Source organism: Trichocoleus sp. DQ-A1, from assembly GCF_039961955.1.
Classification (GTDB): domain Bacteria; phylum Cyanobacteriota; class Cyanobacteriia; order Cyanobacteriales; family FACHB-T130; genus FACHB-T130.
The window spans coordinates 1-17,343 of the sequence record NZ_JAMPKE010000022.1; the positions used below are offsets into that span (position 1 = coordinate 1).

General features: G+C 46.6%; 15 protein-coding genes and 1 pseudogene. 2 read left to right on the top strand and 14 right to left on the bottom strand.

The window, feature by feature from the left end; all coding sequences use genetic code 11:
- Positions 1-110: 110 nt before the first annotated feature.
- The 8 genes and pseudogenes from NDI33_RS19060 to NDI33_RS19095 all read right to left on the bottom strand — a co-directional run.
- Positions 111-683, bottom strand: a pseudogene (locus NDI33_RS19060) (iron uptake porin); the annotation flags it as partial.
- 425 nt (positions 684-1,108) lie between these two features.
- Positions 1,109-2,254 carry an ABC transporter permease gene (locus NDI33_RS19065; RefSeq protein WP_190429182.1) on the bottom strand — a complete coding sequence of 382 codons (1,146 nt, stop codon included), beginning with the start codon at positions 2,252-2,254 and terminating at the stop codon, positions 1,109-1,111.
- A gap of 115 nt (positions 2,255-2,369) precedes the next feature.
- Positions 2,370-3,251, bottom strand: a complete 882-nt coding sequence (locus NDI33_RS19070; RefSeq protein ID WP_190413028.1) for an Npun_R2479 family HD domain-containing metalloprotein — start codon at positions 3,249-3,251, stop codon at positions 2,370-2,372.
- A 554-nt stretch (positions 3,252-3,805) separates the two neighbouring features.
- Complete coding sequence (locus NDI33_RS19075) at positions 3,806-4,711, bottom strand: alpha/beta hydrolase (protein ID WP_206753381.1); 906 nt, start codon at positions 4,709-4,711, stop codon at positions 3,806-3,808.
- Between the two features lie 121 nt (positions 4,712-4,832).
- Positions 4,833-5,177 (bottom strand): DUF1815 family protein, encoded by a 345-nt coding sequence (locus NDI33_RS19080; protein ID WP_190413027.1) that lies wholly within the window; start codon positions 5,175-5,177, stop codon positions 4,833-4,835.
- A gap of 457 nt (positions 5,178-5,634) precedes the next feature.
- Complete coding sequence (locus NDI33_RS19085) at positions 5,635-5,850, bottom strand: DUF2839 domain-containing protein (RefSeq protein ID WP_190413707.1); 216 nt, start codon at positions 5,848-5,850, stop codon at positions 5,635-5,637.
- A 123-nt stretch (positions 5,851-5,973) separates the two neighbouring features.
- A complete protein-coding gene (locus NDI33_RS19090) occupies positions 5,974-7,602 on the bottom strand; it encodes an ATP-dependent DNA helicase (protein ID WP_190438553.1) in 1,629 nt (542 codons plus the stop codon).
- A 98-nt stretch (positions 7,603-7,700) separates the two neighbouring features.
- Entirely contained in the window at positions 7,701-9,281 is a 1,581-nt protein-coding gene (locus NDI33_RS19095; RefSeq protein WP_190413705.1) for a pentapeptide repeat-containing protein, read from the bottom strand.
- A gap of 666 nt (positions 9,282-9,947) precedes the next feature.
- On the opposite strand from NDI33_RS19095, the gene NDI33_RS19100 reads away from it, so the two are divergent.
- Positions 9,948-10,793, top strand: a complete 846-nt coding sequence (locus tag NDI33_RS19100) for a prephenate/arogenate dehydrogenase (protein ID WP_190675120.1) — start codon at positions 9,948-9,950, stop codon at positions 10,791-10,793.
- A 146-nt stretch (positions 10,794-10,939) separates the two neighbouring features.
- On the opposite strand, the gene NDI33_RS19105 is transcribed toward NDI33_RS19100, so the two are convergent.
- The 5 genes from NDI33_RS19105 to NDI33_RS19125 form a co-directional block, all read right to left on the bottom strand.
- Positions 10,940-11,539 carry a hypothetical protein gene (locus NDI33_RS19105; RefSeq protein WP_190675122.1) on the bottom strand — a complete coding sequence of 200 codons (600 nt, stop codon included), beginning with the start codon at positions 11,537-11,539 and terminating at the stop codon, positions 10,940-10,942.
- Entirely contained in the window at positions 11,530-12,363 is an 834-nt protein-coding gene (locus tag NDI33_RS19110; RefSeq protein WP_190675124.1) for a DUF692 domain-containing protein, read from the bottom strand. Before NDI33_RS19110 ends, NDI33_RS19105 begins: the two co-directional genes overlap by 10 nt.
- A 6-nt stretch (positions 12,364-12,369) precedes the next feature.
- On the bottom strand, positions 12,370-13,464 hold the full coding sequence (locus NDI33_RS19115; protein ID WP_190675125.1) for a TIGR04222 domain-containing membrane protein: 1,095 nt from the start codon (positions 13,462-13,464) through the stop codon (positions 12,370-12,372).
- Positions 13,465-13,726: 262 nt separating this feature from the next.
- Positions 13,727-14,509, bottom strand: a complete 783-nt coding sequence (locus NDI33_RS19120) for an ion transporter (RefSeq protein WP_190675127.1) — start codon at positions 14,507-14,509, stop codon at positions 13,727-13,729.
- 186 nt (positions 14,510-14,695) lie between these two features.
- Positions 14,696-15,721, bottom strand: coding sequence for a sodium:calcium antiporter (locus NDI33_RS19125; protein WP_190675129.1), 1,026 nt, complete (start codon positions 15,719-15,721; stop codon positions 14,696-14,698).
- Positions 15,722-16,219: 498 nt separating this feature from the next.
- Here NDI33_RS19125 and NDI33_RS19130 point away from each other — a divergent pair, with 498 nt between their 5' ends.
- Positions 16,220-16,714 (top strand): DUF427 domain-containing protein, encoded by a 495-nt coding sequence (locus NDI33_RS19130; protein ID WP_190675131.1) that lies wholly within the window; start codon positions 16,220-16,222, stop codon positions 16,712-16,714.
- 62 nt (positions 16,715-16,776) lie between these two features.
- Here the strand turns inward: NDI33_RS19130 and NDI33_RS19135 are convergent, their stop codons facing one another.
- Positions 16,777-17,073 (bottom strand): hypothetical protein, encoded by a 297-nt coding sequence (locus tag NDI33_RS19135; RefSeq protein ID WP_190675133.1) that lies wholly within the window; start codon positions 17,071-17,073, stop codon positions 16,777-16,779.
- Positions 17,074-17,343: the final 270 nt, after the last annotated feature.

Below are 17,343 nucleotides of genomic sequence, written 5' to 3' on the forward strand. Positions count from 1 at the left end.
AATCATCGACGTGGCAAAACAAAGCTTCTAAACTAAGCATGGGCGGGTAGATACTTGAGAACTCAGCACTTTCAGCGTATCTGCTCCGCCCTTTTTTATCCCGAACTCACGTTAGTTAGTCGAGGTGCAGTGGTTCCTTGACTCGCTTGGAGACCTGCTAACAGGTAACTACGTTCGTCAAATTGGGTAGTTAGATACAGCTGATTAAAATTAATTACGTTAATATTTGTACCCCGATCATCAGTCTCTTTTTTCCCATCTCTAGGAAATAAATCGGCACGATTGTTGCTACGCCCTTGAACGCCAACAATTGTCAGTCCGCTCAATTTAGTGGTTGTAGAAAATTGGGTTGCTTCTATTTCCGCAATCCGAGCTTCCAAGCTACCCACTGAACCCCGAAGACTGGCCAATTCGATTGCAAATTCTGATTGCAATCGCTGTAAGGTAGCCAAATCCTCTTGTCTGATTCCATCAGCAGTTGCTATCGGAACCAGGTTAGTAATTTGCTCCAAACAAGCATTTAACCCGGCAGCAAATTCATACCGCGTTAGGGCACGATTACCACGATAAGTACTGTCCGGATAGCCCGCGATACAGCCATAGCGTTCGATAAGCGATCGCAGTGCTTCATATGCCCAATCTGTGGGTTCCACGTCTGTCAGCTGAGAAACATTGGTCACTTGCTCCATCGAAGCTTCAGCAGCGTCTGACTCTTCTGCATTTTCCTCCTCTAGTTCCTCCACCTGTTGCAAAGTCGTGTTGTTATCAGGCTGATTATCCAAATTTGGTAAATCTGAATCTGTCTTTAGAAACGTACTAATTTCTTTGCTACCTTGAGGAGTTTTATCTACATCCGCAGAATAAGCAGTTTGAGAGACAAAGCCACTGACTAAAATCCAGCTAAATAACCCGTAGTTCAAACTTGAACAAATAATTTTTTTGAATATAATTTTCAATATCATTTGCTTCCAACTCCTATCAGATCACACGTTTCCGAGCTATATGAATAGCTTGGAAACAAACTCAACAAAAAATTTAGCAGAGTCAGTTCACAAATATGACCGACTCTGCTAAATATGTCACACAAATTCGCAAAAAACTTTTAAAATTACCGCCGCAAACTCCGGGGATCGAGGGCATCCCGCAGCCCATCGCCTAGCAAGTTAAATGCTAATACAGTGAGGATAATCAATAGCGCTGGAGGCCAGATCAACCAAGGTTGTAACACCAAAATTGATGCATTTGTTGCTAGCGATAGCATATTCCCCCAAGACGGATCTGGCTGCTGAATTCCTAGCCCAATCAAACTCAGCACTGATTCCGCGACGATAAAACCAGGGATTGCCAAAGTTGCCGAGATAATCACGTAGGTAGCAGTTTGCGGCAACACATGACGAATGATAATGTACAGCGGTTTTGCACCCATTGCGCGTGCTGCTTGCACAAATTCCCGCTCTTTAATGGACAGCACCTGTCCCCGAATCACCCGTGCTAACCCAGCCCAGCCGACGAATGAGGTAATCAGGACAATTAATAAGAATCGCTGGGCACTCGTTAGTCCTGACGGTAGCACTGCGGCAAGGGCAACCAACAGATAAAGGCTGGGAATTGTCATCAGCACTTCCACAAAGCGCATTAAGATGCTGTCAGTTGTGCCTCCGAAAAAGCCAGAAATCCCTCCAACCAACAAACCTAGGGGGAAAGATATGGCAATTCCCACTAGACCAATGCTGAGGCTGATTCTGCCCCCGTGCAGTAGACGGCTGAACTGGTCGCGCCCCTGTTCATCGGTGCCTAACAAATTCAGTTTGCCTTCCCCAAGGGTGCCGAAGAGATGCCAATTAAAGGGAATACCGCTAAGAATTTCCACCTCATCAAATTTGGGTGGCAGCGGTAGGCGAAGCTGAAATAGTTGGTATTTCGGTCCCCGGACAAACAGGCGAACAGGTGAAGGTTTTTGGAAGTCTACAATCACTTTGCGATCGCCCGTCTCTAAATCTGTCGGCCCCTGAGTCGTCGGATAAACGTGCGGTCCAATAAATTGTCCCTCACGGTTGCGCCAGTAAATCTGAGTTGGTGGCAAAAGTGACGTATTTGGCTGTACATCACACAGTCCTTGAGACAGGTCATAAGAGTCACATGGACGATAAGGCGCAACAAAATCAGCTGCAATAACGCTAAGGTAAAAAATTAACAGGATTAAAGCGCCAAAACGAGCTAAGGGATTGTTTTTAAGCTTTTGCCACCAGTTCATAAAGTTAGTGCTTAGGAGTTATGAGTTAGGAGTTTTAAATTAAATCATAAGCTAGAATTTAGTATTTCCAAGCTTATTTGGATTGTTCGCTCCTAACTCCCCACTGGTTCCCTTTCTAAGCTCCAACTACTAACTGTTCTTCCAGTTGCCGTCGCTCATCTTCGGCACTTTCGTGCTCAACAACAAACACATTCGAGTAGAGGTTTGCAATGATTTGCTTACCCTGCTGAGTTAGCGACAGGTAGCGAAGCGCATCTTGAATATACGGAAATACCCCATGCCAGTAAAATTTGGGATAGTTCCGCCGCAAGTCTCCAGGATGCCGATAACCTAAGGCTTGATTGACGCCAGTTTCTTCAAACTCATAGTACAAGGCACCAATTTTCTTCAGGTAGCGGGGATCGCTCAGCTGACCAATCAAGTCAGATGCCCGAACCAAGCCTGGATAATTAACCGTATCTTGATGATCCTCTGCTTTTGGGACTGGAAAACGAGTGAGTTCAATATTGCGCTTGATCAATTCCGCATCAATCAGCTTATGACCGCCAAAGCGCTCTTCAATAAAGAGTTTGGCTCGATCGACGTGATACGGTGTCAAGCTGGCATCTGAAGATCCACGAGGCACGGAAACCATTTCTGCATCCTGCCCCGTCGCATACAGTCTTTCGTAGTCTCTATCTAGGCGACACACGCCCTTCACGTAGCCAATGTCATGGCAAACCAAGGAGAGAATGAAGTGCAACCAGTCTTCACAGGACACCCCGCCCTCGCGGATATGTCTACCGCGCAAGATTTCTTGCCCGACCAGAGCGACTAAAATCGAGTGTTCAACATTGTGATAAAGGGCGTCGCTGTTGGCAATGTTTTCCAGAGCCATACCCCCCGCCCAGGCAATAATATCTTCGTAGTCGGGCTTGTAGCCGCCGTAAGTGCGTCGGTAGCCTTCACGAATTCTTTGAACAAAAGAGTCAATTAGAATTTCTGTAGCGTTAAACATCCTTAGTTCTCGCTGATACTGAGTGCAGTGAGGGGGCGTTGCTGATTTGGGAAATAATTGAGCATGAGGCGATCGCTCTCACGGTACCCAATCATTTTGCTGGTGGCGCTACGCCATAAATCGAGTTAATCCGAGGATACAACCTTGTCCTCTGTCGAACGAAATAGATACAACCCCTACCCTTCCAGGATGCAACAAAATTCGGCGACTGGGGTTGTTAATTGTCATGGTTGCTCTGTGTTTCGCATCACAATTCGTTCTTTGACCGCCAGATGGGGGTTTGATACTGCCTTATGACTTGAGTTTGTTGAAAAATTGGAAAATGAGTCTCAACGCGATCGCCTAAAACTCTGTAGTTGAAGAAACTGGGACTCTAAGGCTTTTGGGCTGTTCCGGTCAATCGGCTTAGTTTCTTTTGGCTGTTGCTAAACTAGCATTTCCAACACCAACAGCGCCAATTAATTTGGCGCTTTCCAGGGTTTTGTTAAAGATTGTTGACACGAGAGAAAACGTTAGCTTTAAATCTCCTCGTACTGCCAGCAGTGTCTTCAGATTTACAAGCTTTTTTTTCCGGCAGTTAATACTGGGGAACGGAAAAAGTTTAAGAGTTCTCGATTTACGGTTTGGGGAACTTCTTGCTGCATCCAGTGACCGCAGTGACTAATAAATTTTAGGTTGAAAGGAGCAGCGATTAAGCGTTCCATGCCTTCGGTGAGTTTTCGAGTCAAAAAGGCGTCTTCTTCGCTCCACAAAATCAAGGTAGGCACAGTGACGGGCTCGGGCGATCGTCCCCAGTGATGCAGCCAATTTTGAGGCGACAAAGACGATCGATAGTAGTTAATTGCCGCCGCCAAAACCCCAGGCTTTGCCAGTGCTGCCTGATACACTTGGGCATCCTCGGCAGAAAACGCGCCTTTGCGAACCGCCTGTCCCCGAAACACGTTATTTACAAAATCTTTTAAATTTTGCTGAATCAGCCACTCTGGCAAACCAGGAATCTGAAACGCCAGAACGTACCAACTGCGACGCAGGTGATCCAGGTTTCCCGTCAATTCCTGCCAAAACCTGTACGGATGCGGCGCATTCAAAATAGCCAGACGATTCAGAACGTCTGGAAATTTCTGCGCTAGATGCCATGCGATCAATCCGCCCCAATCGTGACCAACAATATGTGCCCGGACATACCCCAAATTCTCAATCAGACCCCGAATATCGGCGCTAAGAGTATCCAGGTCATAACCACTGAGGGGCTTATCCGAATCATTGTAGCCCCGCAAATCGGGAACCACCACCTTAAAATGGCGAGCCAGTGCTGGGATCTGATGCCGCCAGGAATACCAAAACTCTGGAAACCCGTGCAACAGGATAACTAGCTCTCCCTCTCCTTGGGTGACACAATGTAAGCGAATGTTGTTGGTCTCAATAAAATGGTGTTGCCATGCACAATCAAGGGCGGTCATAGACATCTCTTCCGGCATCCATCGCCAGGGGTTAGCACGTAGGTTTCTCACTTTTCAGATTAGCAGTCCTAGGAGCTTATCTGTCTAAAGAGAGTGGTGAAACCTTGCTGCGCTAACTCCTTTAGCCTCGCTGGGGCACGGCAGGACGATACTCAGAAGGTTTGATTTGGTATTTAACTAGATTGGCTAGGTCTTGTAGCTGACAAATCGCTTCAGCGCCCTCTAGCTTCATTAATTCACGGTCATCCCGCATTTCTGTCCAGGTAATCCCATAATCCGAAACTAAAAAGCGAATTAGATGGTTGTCACCGAGACTAACCATAAATGATGCGCTATTCATTTGGCCTCCGCAGGTATAGCAAGAAGCCAGATAGCCTCGCTGCTCTAGCACAATCGCCAGAGCTTGGAGGTTCATCACTAGATCCTGTACAAATTGACGGTGTTGCTCTGCAAGTCGTAGAAACACGGTTGTCCTCCAACCACCACACCTTAGTTTAAACCTTTTATACTTTCTTAAGATTTTGCTCCCCAGGCATGACGGTAAATTAATTGAGGAGCATAGGAAAATTTAGAACTTGACGGCTCCCTGATTTGCACCAGGTTAACTTGACTATTCAGAAAAGCCAAGTATCAACCATAACAGTTTGAATGATACTCCTGCATCCTAAACAGCAGTGCTAAAGGTTACTTCTAACTAAAGACGGACTTAGCAGTAAAGTGTTGCCAGGGGCAGAATCATCGCTGCATTTAAGGGGATCGCTTGCTAAGGATAAGAATAATCAATTAAATCTAGTCCTATGGGCGAAACTTACTTATAGATTTAGAGACAAAGCCTCTGATAGCTTTGGTTTACCTGTTGGCAAGACAAATCTATCAAATACTTTGTCTCTAAGCACTTCACCCAACCAGATTTTTAGGAAGGTCTAGTTGACGACCTGCCACCAACCAAAGGAAGGTCCGATGAAGCGGATAGTTATCCAAAAAAGGATCAGGAAACCGATACCGTACCAAGCCCCCTGACCGGAGATTTTCACAAACTGTTGTGCCTGAGTTTTAGTGATCGGCACCCAAGGAAGGATATAGGTATCTTGACCATACTTCTCTTTGAGTGCTTCTTTCCGACGCTTGGATTCACCCATAATTTTTGGTGATGCCTTTAGACATTTGTTTATCATAACGCTGGCGTGGGAGCCGCAGCTGAATGATTGATTAAATTACAAGTATTGAGACAAAGCGATGAGCTGCGAGGGGTGTGGGAGAAGCTAGCGATCGCTTGTAAACCAGTTGCTGTCCAAATAGTTGATCCGAGCCAAAGGACTCAGTGCTTCCAGCACTTGAGAGCCGTAGCTGCGGTTATTTACGCGACCATCGAGGAGAGCAACGACGCCCCGACATTCTCGCACGGGGGCGATCGCTCGCTGCAATTCACTCAAAGCCACCGGCAACAGATACAAGCGAAACCAATCTTTCCGCTGTTCCTTGTAATGAGCAACCCGGCCTGCTACCAGGGGATTTTCTAGAGAGGGGATCGGCAATGTCGCCATCACTAGCAACTGGGGCGCAGGCAACGCCTCCTGATAATGCCGCCAAAATTCCCATCCCGTAACCAGAATGCCATTGTTTGACAAACTGGTTTTTTCTACTTGCACGCGGGAGCCAAACTCAGCCGCCATCACAGACGCCACCTGGGCTTTTAAAGGCGTGTCCTCGACCAGGATCACCGCTAGTCTTTGAATGTCGGGATTTTCTCCCAGCGACCGATCCATTGTCTCAACTAGCATCTGGACTTCTTGAATCAGAACTCCCTGAAATTGAGGCGTATTTGGCATGGGCAGCCGATCGGGGAGATATAGCTGAATCAGTTCGTTCTGCCTATCTGGAGAAAACTTCAGACACGTTAGGTTGCCCAATCCTACCCGCTGACGATAGGCGATCGCTTCTGTCTCTAAATCCAGTGCCGCACCAATCAATACCACCGGCTCGTGGTGCCAGATTTTTTCTAAAGCAGTTGCCACCTCAACGGGGCCGCAATACAAAGAAAATTGGCCCTGACTCCGAGCAATTTCTGCCCACATGAGTTGGTCTTCTGCTTGCAACCGATGCCAAAAATTTCTCCAAGCCGGGGGTAAATTTGGCGAGGCGGGAAATTCTCCCCCTCTCCCACTCCCCTGCTCTCCAGACGGGATCGTTCTTGTTTCGACAAGATTCTGTCTGCCTTCAACTCCTATCGCATTCTCTAAGACCGCATAGAGACGCCTCAAGATGTCTTGCTCAGCAGGTGAAATCAGATAGCACTCGTAAGGATTGGCTGGATGCTGGAAGACAGCTTTTGTTAGCTGTACCCGCGCATCCCGGATTGCCTTTACCTTACGGGGAAAGGCCAGCATCAACTCTTCCCAATCGCTGGGTCGCAAGCTAGCAGTCAGTTGGTCGCGTGCCCACTCTTCCAAGTCATCGGCACCATCAAAAATAGTCGGAATGCCAAAGGGTATCCGATTTAGCCCTTTGAGGCGGTCAGCTAACCAAACCTCTGGAGAGATTAACAGCAGTCCCTGAAAGTCAGCGTCAGGCCATGCATCGCCTGTTAGGATGGCTTTTTCCCTCCCCATCCACTGTCGCATCTGAGGAATTTCCACCTCTAGCAAGCGTTGCTGAACTGATTCTGGAGCCACCAGGATGACAGATTTCGTCCATAGCAGTGCTGGTGCTAGGTAACTCAGGCGATACTTCCCCGTACCGTGCGAAGAAACTCCAGTCTGAATCAGGGCAGAACGCCCTAATCTTAAAGCCCGTGCCACCAGCCTCGCCATTGTCAGATGATGAGGCCAAGAACGATTCTCCTGCTCGCGAAGGAATGCACGTAGTGAGGAATGAACTTCTACCTCTATCACTTTAGATTTGAGACTTTAGAGTTAGGAAAGCAAAAAGTAAAAAAGATCGCTTTACATATTTTCTCTTTTTTTTCGCCTTTTGCCTGCTGACCCTTTGTTCAACTTTGCTGTAATTTTTCTAAATAATCAAATTCCTTGACAAATTCAACCAACGTACCCACAGGAGGGAGAATTGAGCCTTGCGCTTCAACTAAGTTGTTTTTTGGCAAAGCCCTGGAATTAGATTGACTTTGATTCATAAACCGTTTCCCAAACACTGGGTGATGATAAACATTCAAGGTTTGATCCGTAGAATTATTTAGCACCGTCTGGGTTGGAGCCTGGAAGAAGTTTAATTTTCTTTTCAGTTCGGGCACCATTTTGCAAATATCGAGACTACCGACTTGATCGATTGTTTTATTAAGGGAGGCAGTTAATTGCTTGACCCGCTGAGCATCTTTATGCCCTAGTGATGATTGATTTTGAGATTGAAGTAGGTTCACTAGAGCGCTGATATTTTTCTGAGTTGCTACTGCATCGTTGAAGGGAAAAATAGCCACGTAAGCCAAGGGAAATAATTGATCGTTGCTATCAATTCTGAAAGTGAGAATTGTTTTTCGAGCGCTGACTTCCAAACTGGGAGGATGAGCGATCCCCGGATAATGCTTAGAGAGGTGATGATAAGTAGTGGCTAGTGCTAAATTTGCTTCTAAATCTAACGGTGCATCTACGATAATTCGGACGGTTGGCAGCGTTTCATTGAAGAACTTTTTTGATTCTTCAGTGGTAAGACGAAAAATTTCCGTGCGATCGCCATCCGGACTCAAGTCAACCCACTCGCAGGTCACTCCTTCGGTTTTCAGGCCGAAACGGGAGACTGCATACAGCTTTGCCCCGGTTAGAATCGCCCCGGTCAAGTCAGCTCCAATCCAATCGGCTTTAATCAATCGAGCTTGGGTAAGATCGGCGTGAACTAAGCTGGCATTGAGTAAATTAGCATTGCTAAGGTCTGCGCCGATTAAGTTAGCTCCGCTTAATTTTGCGCCGCTTAAGTCTGCCCAACGCAGATTTGCACCGCTTAAGTCTGCCCAACGCAGATTTGCGCCGCTTAAGTCCGCTCCGCTGAGATTTGCGCGACTGAGATTGGCTTGTCTTAGTTCTGTCTCTCGGAAATTGGCACCGCTCAAGTCGGTGCGGCTCAAGTCGGTGCCATTTAAGTTTGCCTGCTCCAAGTTGGCTCCCGTCAAAAAGGCACCCCGGAGGTTGGCTTCATTCAAACTGGCGCGACTGAGATTGGCTTCTCTAAGAGTGGCTTCACGCAAATCAGCACCGCTGAGGTTCGCTGATTTGAGATTGCATCCACTCAGATCGGCGCGAATTAGCTCGGCTCGAATCAAGACGGCTTGAATGAGCTGCGCCCCCCCCATATCCGCTCGAATCAGGTTAGCAACGTTGAAGTTTGCCTGGTTTAAGATGGCATTGCTAAGATTGGCTCCACTGAGCCTCGCGACATTAAGTTTGGCTTGAGTCAAGTTAGCGGCTTCGAGATTGGCACCGCTGAGATTCGCCACGCTTAAATTAGCGCCTGTCAAATTAGCGCCGCTGAGGTTGATGCCACTCAAGTTTGCCTCACTCAGGTCAATTGCCGCGAAGTTTCGCGCACCGGCTGCGTATCTTACTATCAGTTCATCGACATTCATTTCGAGCCACCTTGCCAGCATTCTCATTTTATGGTTAGGAGGAGGGCGCTACCAGCAAGCCTTGAGGTTCATTTGTCGTTTTGAGTGGCTGGGTGAGTTTGCAGCAGATGAACCCTGGCTTTGCTTGCGTTGAGTCGGGATTTTTCCCCGGCATCTATCTAAAGTTGTACAAAGTTGTACAAGCACTAATCTAGCGTGCCCCTCTGTAAATCTTAGAAGTAAGTTCAGTGAGGGCATCCTCAGAGTGATGAAGGATGAATGAAGAAATCTATTATGCTCCCTACCTCATCTGTTTGGAAGGGCTTTACTTTAAGAAAATAGTCGTCCAGCCATTTTGACAGAAGCCTAACGAGCGGCTGATTGGATCGAGGGGTAAGTTGGCACTGTATGCTAGAACATCATGCTAGAACATCAGTACAGTAGTCCCAGAGAGAACCCCTCTCCAGCCCTCCTTGTTTCGGGGAGACAGCTAAATTGCTCTTGTTTTCCTCATTTTGAGGAAATTTAGGAGCTTATACCATTTTAGATTTTGGATTTGAGATTTTGAACTGTAGAAGACTTGCGGTGATAGCGAAGCGCTGACTTGTCTGTTCGCGTCTGAGCTAGTAGCCATTTCCAGCAAGTTATTTGTGCCGATCTTACGGTGAAATAGTATTAGACAGAACCATGAATATTGGGATTGTAGGGTTGGGGCTAATTGGCGGCTCGCTGGGTTTGGACTTACGAGCGGCTGGCTATCAGGTTTTGGGGATCGCGCGTCGAGAGCAAACCTGTGTTGATGCGATCGCGCGTGGGGTTGTGGATGATGCGAGTGTGGATCTGGCACTCTTGGCAGCTGCCGATGTGGTATTCGTGTGTACGCCCATGAGCGCGATCGCCCCAACCGTACAGCAGCTCATTCCTCATTTGTCTGCCAACGCCATCATCACAGACGTGGGTTCGGTTAAAAAGCCGGTGGTGGAAGCGCTAGAACCGATGTGGACGAACTTCGTGGGGGGGCACCCGATGGCGGGGACGGCAGAAAGTGGTCTGGAAGCAGCTCAGACTCAGCTATTTGCTGGGAAAGCTTATGTGTTGACGCCGGTGAAGACGACGCCCCCAGCAGCCGTGAATATTGTCGAGGAAATTGCGCGATCGCTCAAAGCTAAAATCTATCAGTGCCGTCCAGAAGACCACGATCGCGCGGTGGCTTGGATTTCTCACTTGCCGGTAATGGTTAGTGCTGGTTTAATGAATGCCTGCATCAACGAAACCGATCCGGCGGTTCTAGAATTAGCGCAACAATTGGCGAGTTCTGGCTTCCGGGATACCAGCCGCGTCGGCGGAGGCAATCCAGAGTTAGGGGTGATGATGGCGCGGTACAATCGCGGGGAATTACTGCGAAGTCTTCAACAATATCGAACCGGACTCGATCAAATTATTTCTCAAATTGAACAAGAAGACTGGAACGCATTGCAGGAGAAACTTTCTATCAACCAGCAGACACGACCGAAGTTTTTGAATCCAGAATAGATTTCTTGCAAAAATCTTTAAGTAACCAATTCCCAAATTTTTCCCTTGCTAAGAAGAAAGAAAGATTTGATTTCTTCTCTCTTTTACAAAAGCGTCTATTAGATTTTTGCAAAAGGTGTAATTATTAGCGCGATTGCTCTATCGACCTATTCCCAATGAGGCAACGAAATCACAATATGTCGTAATTGCGATCGCGCAGATAGACGAAACCAGAAAACAATTGTAGGCTGCAACAACAATAACGGCTCGGCTTCCTGTTGGATCATTCGCGCCAGCTTGTCGATAGCATAACGAAATCGGCACATTGTCAAGCGGAAAGTAGGTTCTGCGGCTAAAAGCCATGATTTTTCGTAGCGGACTAAGTCCACCACCCAAGGCGGCTCGATCTCTTTTAACTGAGCATTATTTTCGATAAAAGTAGCGAAAGCGATCGCATCTTCTAAATGTTTTTTAATTCCTCCTGGTATATGGGTTTCCGCGTATCGCCAAAACAACTCGGCAAAGCTTTTACCTAAAACACGCTGCGTCAAAGGTAGCAACTCGCGAACTTCGCCTAGCCGTTTGCGCTTCAGCGAACTAGCGAAGAGATTAACCTGTTGAGCAGACAATTTAGCGAGATGCTGTGATTCATCGGAACTCAGCCCGAACTCTTCACCAACGGCTTGCGGATTAGCAAAGAAACGCTCTCTTAAGAGAGTATCAGTATAAAGTTTGGCTAAAATTTGCTGCGTTTGTGCTAATCCCATTTTCCATGACGCCTGCCAATCTTGCGTGCCCCTTCTAGTTCGGCAGAAAGTTCTGCAAAAGGAGGCAAATTTTCATCCCGTTCTAAAACAATTCCTTTGACTGGAATTTGGGCGACAACTTCTTCCATAAGTGTCCATACTTCCGGATGTGTTGAGTGGGAATGGCTATCGATGAGGACGCCGTTATGCCAATGTCCGCCGACAAAATGCAGCTGAACGACTCGTTCTAGGGGCAATTGTGCCAGAAAGTCATGGATTTCATAGTTATGGTTAACCGAGTTGATATATAAATTCGTCACATCTAGCAATAACCCACAATCTGAACGCTCTACTACTTCTGCAAGAAACTGAGCTTCAGTCATTTCCGCACCGGGGACTGTCAATAGATAAGAGATGTTCTCCAAAATCAGCGGCACATCGATGTAGCGACGCACCTGGGCAATATTGCGGCAAAGAACTTCCACTGCTTCGTGTGTATAAGGCAGGGGCGACAGATGCCCGATATCGACTCCGCCTGCTTTCGTAAAGCAGATGTGTTCGCTCCACCAAGGCGGGTTAAGTCGTTTAATGAGTTCTGCCAGCTTGCGTAAGTAATCTGCGTCTAAACCTTCTGCACTCCCTAGCGATAGATTAATCGCGTGGGGAATTAACGGGAAATGGTCAGCCAGCAATTCTAACTCTTGCTGCTTGTAGGGCAGCACATCCAGATAGTGTTCGGCAACAATTTCCAGAAAGTCAACCGCTTGCCGATGCAAAAACAAGTCACTGCGGAACGGTTCCCGAAAACCCAGTCCGACGCCTAATGTTGGTAAATGAGAAACCATTCCTGGCTATCCTCCTCCACACCCACCACATCCGCCACCGCAACTACTGCCGCAGGAACTACCACCAGAACTACTACACGAACTACTACACGAACTACTACACGAACTACCACCAGAACTACTACACGAACTACTACACGAACTACTACACGAACTACCACCAGAACTACTACACGAACTACTACACGAACTACCACTGGAACTATTACACGAACTACTACTGGAGCTACTGGATGAAATTTTTTGTCTATTATGCCTATTATTAGAGCCTCGACCCGATGAAGAATTAGACAATTCTGGAAGAAATGCTTCTTGATAGTAGAAGTAGGGAGTTCTAGCAAGCGCCTCCACGCCAAAAACTGCTACCAGCAAGTTGTAGTTGAGTTCATAAGGAAGACTCGCTGTTGCCTTCTGCTTTAGCTGAGCGAAGGTTCCTTGAAGTCGTCTCAGATATCTTTGCCCGCGATCGCTCAAGCGTGGCGGCTGGCTAATCAACCAAAGCACTATGATGATTGAGAAAACGCCCATGATAAGGAGAAGACCCACGTTATGGCGTCCTTTTGCTAAGGCTACCAGAAGCTTATAGCTACCTAAGCTAAAGATGAGCGTAGCTCCAATTAAGCCAATATTTATATTCCAGGCTTTCCACTCGTCTGCATACAGCAATTGTTCATTTTGCAGATGCTGTTTGTAAACTGTATATTTCTGTATCAAGCTAGCGGGTAATGACCAAGATGATTTCATTTCGCTTGCTTTTTGCGAAGAAGAACACCAATCAAACACTTCGCGTTCTATCGGCTTCAATTGACCCAAGTCCGGATGTTCTGACGCTTGCTTAAGGTACTGTCCGTTAACTTGTAAGTAACCGCGCTGGATTAACTCGAAGACTACTAGCTTCGTTAGTTCAAATTCTCCGCCGCGCAAAAAAGCAATTTCGTAAGGGTCGGGTTCGGCAGGAATTAACGGCAGAGATTGGTTTGTACTTGGATCTTGCACGCTCCGCCAACATACTAGCAACGTTGTCACGATAACACAGGCGTAAAACAATAGAAAATGCGGCCCATACATATCCCCAATTGGGTTGTGCAGCAACATATCCATTGGCAGTCCTCCTTGTTTTGGTGATGGCTCAAAAGCAGCGACATTGAGTGTTTCAATGGTTGCAGCCTTGTGCTAAAAGATTGGGCGAGGGCCTAACACTTGACTTCGCTAAGTTAACAGATAAAAATCTCACCCGCCACCGTAGCTATCATCCTGATTCTTCACCGCTACATCTTCTACTGCTATTCGGCTAACCTTTTCCCTGATGCAGTCCCGTAGCTTGTAAGGAATAGGTAAAACGCGCGATCGCTTTCCTTCGCCACTAGCTATCCGCTAATTTTTCCAGCTTAGTTCCACAAATTTTGCAAAATCGAGCATCTGTATCATGGGATGATAAATTGCAAGTCGGGCAAAGGGTTTCCACCTGATTAGCTGTTTTAACCAATCGCTTGATCAAGTCGCCCAATTGCCAAGGAATCAGAGCAATTCCGGTCAAAATCATCAAGACTGTCATCAAGCGACCTCCTTGTGAAATTGGTGTTACATCGCCAAATCCAACTGTTGTCATTGTGACAATAGAGAAATATACAGCATCCAAAAAAGTAGCGAACACTTGAGGATTTACTGGATGCTCAACTTGATAAATCAAGCCGGAATAAACAAATATGATTGCTAATAAAGTAAATAGTATTCGAGCTGAAATCTCTCCATCTTCATTGATGGTGCGACCAAACAATCTTTTACCTTCTATAAATCGAAGAAATCGCAAAATCCTAAACCATCGAAATACCCGGATAAAGCTGATGTCTACCACTCCTAATAAAAATGGCAATATTGCTACTAAATCTATAACTGAATAAACACTTAATATATATTGAACTTTATTGTCAGCACACCATAAACGAAGCAAATATTCCCATGCAAAAAGTAGGAAAATTGCATAGTCTATAGTATTAAGATTAATTCGGATGTAATTTGGAAGTGGATAGGTTTCAATAACAAAAATTGCTGAAGACAGCAAAATCATTCCTGTAATTAGGAAGTTGAACGCTTTTCCTGTTGGTGTTTCAATGTCTTCTAAATAAAAAGCAATTTTTTGCCGCATCTAGATAAAATCACAAAACGAAAAGTGGCAGCTTGATATCAAACAGGAGAAAGTCGGGGAATCGGTAATCGGTAAAAATCTTTAAAGATAGAGCGATAAATCACGTTTGAATTTTGAATTAATTATTTTGAATACACTCAAAGCTTTTGTTTCTTTTTTAACAAAGCCAACCTCAGTGATAATTGCTCAACTCCCAAAAAACAGCAGCGAAAACCCACTTAAGTATAGGAGCAGAATCAGAAAACTCTCGAAGCTAATATTTCCAATTCCATGTGTTTCCCGCCGCAACAAGCCCAAAACTAGAATGACGGTCATCAGGATCGTCAACGCGATCGCAAAAATCTGAGGCTGTGCCAAAGCATGATAAATCGAACCCTGCCGATAAGCAAAGTCAGAGAACGCCACCAGCATTACATCGAAGCTATTTCCCCCAATAACGCCACTCACCGCAAGCGTCAGCGCCCCTCGTCGCACCGCCGCGATGGTTGTTACCAGTTCCGGTAGGGCAGTTGACAAAGCGGTAAAAAGCCCTCCTACCATCGTTTCGGAAAGACCGCTGTGCATAGAGAGCGAGATTCCAGCTTCTGCCACAAAATAACCGGCACCAGCAAGCAGTGCCGCCAGTACAGCGAACCTTAACCACAACACGGTCAATCTAGTATCATCGGACTTCTCTGCCTCCGGTTCGTCAATTTGCGTTTCCGCAGTCCGCCGAGGCCACCACATGGGCGTAGTTTGAGCCTCTGCCGCCAAACGTAAGCCAAAAATATAAGCCGCTGGGATTACGAACGAGGCGGGATGAATCCCAAAAACACTGACATCTGGCCCAGACATTGCCATCAGAGGAATTGCTAATAAAGCAACCAGAAGTGTTGCCTGCATCAGATTTGGCACGGAGGCAGCTGCGTGTGTCAGGTTGGCTTTCCCATAGGCAAGATCGGCAATGCTAAGAAATGCTGTTTGGGCAGCAATCCCTCCTAAAGCACTACTGATGGCAAGTTCGGCGTGACCTCCGGCAGCGGCGGTGACAGAGGTAACAATGCCTGCTAATGAGGTGCTACCGCCGAGGAACAAGGCACCCATCAGTGCTTCTCCAAGACCCGTTTCATCCGCTAGACGATCCGCTGTGCTTGCCATCATCGTTCCTACAACGGCAATGACCGCAGCAGCGATAAAAAAAACACTAATACTAAGGGTTAAGGAATCAAACACATCCACCCACTATGGTTCGGTTAATTTTTTCAATGCAACATATTTGATTGCCCCAAGCCAAGTTTCTAAGGGGAAAATTTCTCCGCCCTTATGCAAAGGAGGGAAATTGGCTTATAGCAATGTTTTCCAGAAGGTTGCAGGATCTCCCGATCCGGAAAAGCAGACCGTATTGTGTTTAGGGATACCTCCCCTAGAGTTTTGGGTTTTTGGGTATCTAACCCAAACTGTATTGGTATATCCACCGCTTTTGTCTGGTAGTTATTGTCAAAGTAAGCACCCTGAGAATGGCTCCCTAAGCTTCATTATTCCTTGCACAGCTTTTCAGGTGCCTGTACTAGAAGTCAGATTCAGCAAAAATTTCTCGTAGAGCGATCGCTCTTTTTGTATGCTCCTATACACGGCTTCGCGCGTTTCTTAGCGCTAGCTACAACAATCAGCAAAGCGACAGCGCGGCACATCTAAAATAGCGAGTGTGATTCTACAACAGAAGAAGCCAGCATGAAACGCGATCGCATTGCACCCGAACCCGGTCAAGAGTCAGTCTGGGATTACCCTCGTCCCCCGCGTCTTGAGGAATCATCCAAGCACATCCAGATCGTCTTCAACGGCGTCACAATTGTTGATACTCAGCGGGCAAAGCGCGTACTAGAAACCAGTCACCCGCCTGTCTACTACATTCCTCCCCTAGATATCAAAATGGAATATCTAGTGCGAACTTTTCAGGAATCGTTTTGTGAATGGAAGGGAGGCGCTTTCTACTACACAGTCGTTGTCAGTGACAAACAGGCACCGAATGCCGCTTGGGGTTATCCCAATCCCACACCAAACTTCGCCAGCATCAAGAACTATCTCGCTTTCTATCCCCAGATGATGGATGTTTGTTCGGTCGATGGAGAACAAGTGCAGCCGCAACCTGGAGGTTTCTACGGCGGTTGGATCACCAGCGATATTGTTGGCCCGTTCAAAGGTGAGCCAGGAACCTGGGGCTGGTAGTATTTTCCAGGGGTGTACACCAGATGTACAAGATGTACACCCCTACTCTGCCTAGAACTCATTTAAGAAAATCCGGTCAATCCTTGGCATTGCCGTCTCTTCCACCATCGTTCTGGCGTGCGTTCCGGGTCTTCATCTTCAAAATAGGTCGGGACGCTACTCTCCGTAAGCGGGAGGTTTTGATTATTAAGAGTGGAATCCTCTGCTGACCCGTTTTTGTCGAGGTTACAGAAGAGTGGCGAATCGACAGAGGCGGCGTCAGCCTCATCCAATCTGTTCTCTATTTTTGCGGAGGTGGCATCAGCTTTATTGCCAAAACTTCTTAGATCGTAAGTAGCCGAATTGTTAGGGAATGGCATTGTTTTATAACCGCTGAATAAACTAAATTTGAAACTTTTAAACAGAAAGATGTTCTACTTTGGAGTATAGCTTATTGAAAATTAGTTTCAATAAGTTTTATGACTTAAAGCTAGAGAAAGCCACTGGTATATCCTCAGCCGTTCTAGCGAGCAGTGTTTGCGACAGAAAGAGAAATTACAAAGAATATCTTCTTGCACGCGATCGCATAATTCAGTTATCGTGGGAAGCCCTTCTTGGTCTAGAATGCGCTTGTCGAGAAGGGTATTCTT

What these genes read in the sequence shown, in the direction of transcription:
- NDI33_RS19065 (WP_190429182.1), bottom strand. Translation starts at nt 2,254, where the DNA reads ATGAACTGGTGGCAAAAGCTTAAAAACAATCCCTTAGCTCGTTTTGGC.
- NDI33_RS19070 (WP_190413028.1), bottom strand. Translation starts at nt 3,251, where the DNA reads ATGTTTAACGCTACAGAAATTCTAATTGACTCTTTTGTTCAAAGAATT.
- NDI33_RS19075 (WP_206753381.1), bottom strand. Translation starts at nt 4,711, where the DNA reads ATGACCGCCCTTGATTGTGCATGGCAACACCATTTTATTGAGACCAAC.
- NDI33_RS19085 (WP_190413707.1), bottom strand. Translation starts at nt 5,850, where the DNA reads ATGGGTGAATCCAAGCGTCGGAAAGAAGCACTCAAAGAGAAGTATGGT.
- NDI33_RS19095 (WP_190413705.1), bottom strand. Translation starts at nt 9,281, where the DNA reads ATGAATGTCGATGAACTGATAGTAAGATACGCAGCCGGTGCGCGAAAC.
- NDI33_RS19100 (WP_190675120.1), top strand. Translation starts at nt 9,948, where the DNA reads ATGAATATTGGGATTGTAGGGTTGGGGCTAATTGGCGGCTCGCTGGGT.
- NDI33_RS19105 (WP_190675122.1), bottom strand. Translation starts at nt 11,539, where the DNA reads ATGGGATTAGCACAAACGCAGCAAATTTTAGCCAAACTTTATACTGAT.
- NDI33_RS19110 (WP_190675124.1), bottom strand. Translation starts at nt 12,363, where the DNA reads ATGGTTTCTCATTTACCAACATTAGGCGTCGGACTGGGTTTTCGGGAA.
- NDI33_RS19115 (WP_190675125.1), bottom strand. Translation starts at nt 13,464, where the DNA reads ATGGATATGTTGCTGCACAACCCAATTGGGGATATGTATGGGCCGCAT.
- NDI33_RS19120 (WP_190675127.1), bottom strand. Translation starts at nt 14,509, where the DNA reads ATGCGGCAAAAAATTGCTTTTTATTTAGAAGACATTGAAACACCAACA.
- NDI33_RS19130 (WP_190675131.1), top strand. Translation starts at nt 16,220, where the DNA reads ATGAAACGCGATCGCATTGCACCCGAACCCGGTCAAGAGTCAGTCTGG.
- NDI33_RS19135 (WP_190675133.1), bottom strand. Translation starts at nt 17,073, where the DNA reads ATGCCATTCCCTAACAATTCGGCTACTTACGATCTAAGAAGTTTTGGC.